Origin of the sequence: Desulfosarcina sp., from assembly GCF_041551955.1 — a bacterium.
Classification (GTDB): Bacteria; Desulfobacterota; Desulfobacteria; order Desulfobacterales; family Desulfosarcinaceae; genus Desulfosarcina.
In genome coordinates this window covers 1-3,706 of the sequence record NZ_JBFELV010000481.1, presented here as the reverse complement: position 1 = coordinate 3,706, position 3,706 = coordinate 1, and the positions used below count along the sequence as shown (strand labels likewise).

Annotated in this window: 3 protein-coding genes; all 3 read right to left on the bottom strand. The window is 60.7% G+C overall.

The genetic code is table 11. From position 1 onward, the window contains the following. Positions 1 to 581 (bottom strand): hypothetical protein (locus ABYV26_RS22845; protein ID WP_372683662.1); only part of this gene is annotated, 581 nt, incomplete at its 3' end. Between the two features lie 489 nt (positions 582 to 1,070). Next, positions 1,071 to 3,461: a TolC family protein gene (locus ABYV26_RS22840; RefSeq protein WP_372683661.1), complete on the bottom strand. Its 2,391-nt coding sequence runs from the start codon at positions 3,459 to 3,461 to the stop codon at positions 1,071 to 1,073. Between the two features lie 49 nt (positions 3,462 to 3,510). Then, a partial coding sequence (locus ABYV26_RS22835) for a hypothetical protein (protein ID WP_372683660.1) occupies positions 3,511 to 3,706 on the bottom strand: 196 nt, incomplete at its 5' end.

The window sequence follows — 3,706 nt, the reverse complement described above, 5'->3', positions numbered from 1 at the left end:
CCAATGCCCAGGCAGGCGAAGATGCTGAGGCCGAAGAACCATGCCCGCCGACGATTACCCCGTCGGGCCAGCCCGATCGATGCGAATAGGGCGTAGCCCAGCACGATGAACCAGGCCAGGTCGGGCAGCAGGCGCCAGGGATTGGACGGACCGACGCCAAAGGCGATCTGTTCCCCCCAGGGCAGCGTGACCCGATTCAGGTCGTCGATGCGCTTGAAAAGGATGCCGTGGGAAAATGTTAGGTTCAATACCGCGGCAAGGGTATAGAGACCGGAAACCAGGAATACCGGCCATCGTCGATGGCTGCCGGAATAGAGTTGAATGAACCAGGCGAACGCGACCCAGAGAAACGCTTGAATGGTGTTGGTGGTTTTGTAGAAACGAACAAAATCGGACACCGTCGTCGCCGTGTGCATGCGGATGTCCATGACGGTCGCTACGGCACAACACAGGGCCATGAATGCAAAGACGGCATGGATTTTTTCTTCACGCCGGCGAACGAAAATCAGCAGATGAAGGAGGCTGACGGCACCGCAGATGCTGCCGACGACGATATATGCATTTGTGAAAAGGTGTGTCATAGATGGCTTTCAGGGATCGGATGACTGAGGACCGAGGTCTGCGGTCCGATATCGGAAGCCGGAAACCGGATGACCCAGATCAGATAAAACCGACTAAACCGCGATAGCGAGCGCATTCCTCGCCGCTTGCGGCAGGGTTAGCGAGCGAACTATAAATCGATTTTATTCCTTACGGTGAACCCTCCCCGCGGCTTGCCGTGGGAAGGGTTCAATACATTTCGTTCTCCGTTCTTCATTTTTGAGCACTTTGCATTAATTTCACTGAAACCTGAAAAAATTTCCCCTTACCCTGTCCCTCTCCCCTAAGGGGCGAGGGGACGTCGACAGCACATTCGACCGTCCGCATGTCACCATTCGTTCTTGCCTCGATGGCAGGGGTCGATCCAGCCCGCCCCGACCCATCACCGTTTTCATTGCATCCAGTGATAAAGCGGTTTTCGCTTCGTTTACAAACCGCTCGGCTGTCTATTCGGCTGGGCAGCGCGGTCATCAACCCTGCCTTGCCCGCTGCTGCGCATCCATGGCATAGCGATTCAAGCGTTCCATCCAGGCATCGCGTTCTTCCTCCGGTGCGAAGAGGAAGAAGCTGCCCGTGCTGCGCTGCACGGCCATGAGGTCGATGAGAAAATCGTAGACGGCATTGGCGGCCTGCTGGTCGGCCACCAGGGCCTGATTCTGGGCGTCGATCAGATCGATGATCGATTTGATGCCGCGCACGTAGGCATCGGTCACCAGGATCAGGTTGCGCCGGGCCGCATCGGCGGCATCGGTGGAGAGCCGGATGCCGGGGTAGGAGGCGCGGATCAGGTGGACCGCGTTGAGGATGCGCACCTCGATGCGGTTGGCGGTGTTGTCCCGGTCGTAGCGCAGCCGGGCCAATTCCTCACGCGACCGCTTGAGGGTGGCGCTTCTGCCGCCGCCGGCAAACAGGGGCAGGGTGGCCTGGACCCCGGCGGTCCAGTCCGTGTCGTCCTTTTCGGGCAGGTTCAGCGTGCCGATGGACGACGATCCGGATCCCTCCCCGCCTTTGGACAAGGTCTCGGTGACATCGCCGAACAAGGACACGGTGGGTACCCAGAACTCCCTTTTGGCAAGGGTGATGCCGCGTTCCTGGGCGGCGATGGCCGCATCGACCTGCTGCAGTTCCGGCGACGCATCCAGTCCCTCCGTCACCAGAAAGTCCCGCAGGATGCCGAGTTCCATGGGATTGTCCATGTAGGCCATCAACCGGCGATCGGGCAGGATGCCCATGGGTTCCGTATAGTCAGCCTCCACCGGGGCAAACATCTCCCTCAATGGGCGATTGAGGACATTGTTCATGGCGCTGATGGCATCCAGGGTGATGGACTGAGCGGTCAGCACATTGCGGCGGCTGTCGGCGATCTGGCTTTCCCAGCGGTAGACCTCTTCCGGTCCGCCGGCACCGATCTCCACACGGATGCGCGCCCGCTCTAAATTTTCCCGGGTCAGCTTCAGGTTCTCTTTCTGGATCCGTTCGATGCTCCTGGCGCGCAGCACATTGAGGTAGGCACCGGCGGCTGCCTGCAGGATGTCAAGCCTTACTGCATCACGCCCCTGTTCACGGGAGGTCTGCCGATATTGTTCGATGGTGAAGCCGGCCCAGGCCTTGTCCGAATAGATCAGCTGACTGGCCTGCAGCGAGCCGGTCCACAATCGCTCGGGTTGAATGCCGAAGGAGGCCCGGGCCCGGTCGTCATCAATCACCGACGCCTGGGTGTTGACGCCCACCTGGGGCAGCAGCGGCGAGCGGGCCTCCTGCACCCTGGCCATTCCGGCTTCCACCGACCGGTTGGCGGCGGCCAGGTCCAGGTTGGCTGCCAGGGCCTCCTGCATGGCCATGTGGATGTTCAGCCGCCGGCCGATGCCAATGGGTTCGTCATTCAGCAGGTCGGCCTCGGTGAGCAGGTCCCAGCCGGGGTAGACATGGATGGCCCGGGCGGTGGCCATGTTGATGGCCAGTTCTTCTCCCGCGGCAAAGGTGGTCGACAGGTCGCCGGCATCGGCGCCGTCCAGCACTTCCTGTACGTTGATGGCCACGCTGCGGGCCAGGTGCAACAGGCTGTCTTCGGGAATCGTGCCGGCCAGAATGCCCTTTTTCACATCAGTGCGCCCCCGGAAAGAAAAACTGGGCAGTTTGCGGGCGGTCAGGCCGTCGACCAGTTTTTGAAACTCCGGGTCGGACAGGCGCGGCAGCAGCGACAGGAACACCGCATCGGTGTCCGCCGGAATCCGTTCCAGGGCGCCGGCCCCCGAGTCGCCCACCTTGGCCACGGTCACCTTGATGCTGAATTCGTTGGCCAGGCGTCGGGCCACGGTATTGAGCTGGGGGATGGATGCCAGCAGGAAATCGTCCGCGAGGATGGTCATCCGGTAAAAGGGCGCGATCCTGCGGAACAGCTGAAGTGCCCGGTTGTGGTCGCTAAGGTTATTGATATAGTTCAGGTTGCGGATGCCGCTGGTCCCTTTCTTGGACGGAATTCCCTGCAGTTTCGCATCCACCACATAGGCGGCGAACACCGGTTTGCTGAGACGGCGGCGCCGGCAGACCTCATGGGTGGACACCTGACCCAGGGTCAGCAGCATGTCCACCTGGCCGGAGGCCATCAGGCGGTCGATGGCCCGGTTGATCTGCGGGACGTTCCAGTTGCCGCTGATCTGGGTCTCGGCAGGGAAGACCACCGTGTGGGCGCCACGGGTCATGCTCTCGATTTCATTGAAAAACAGGTCTCGGGCTGCCGGAAAACCCTGTGAATCCCCGTCGTAGACCACGCCGATGCGAACGGTTCTGGCCTGGACCAGGGCGGAGAAGATCAGGGTCAGGCCGATCAAGCCCAAAACAAATACCAATCGGCGTTTCATAGGGGTACTCCTGTGTGGCTGTGGGTTAAGGGCATGCCGGTTTCGGCGGTCAGCTTCCCGGTCCTGACTTGATCTTGAAAAGTGTGGCGTAAAGGGTCGGCACGAAAAGCAGGGTCAGCAGGCTGGCAAAGCCGAGGCCGAAGACGATGGTCACCGCCATGGAAATGAAAAAAGGATCCTGGAAAAGCGGGATCATGCCCATCATGGTGGTCAGTGCGGCCAGCATGACCGGCAGCATCCTGCTG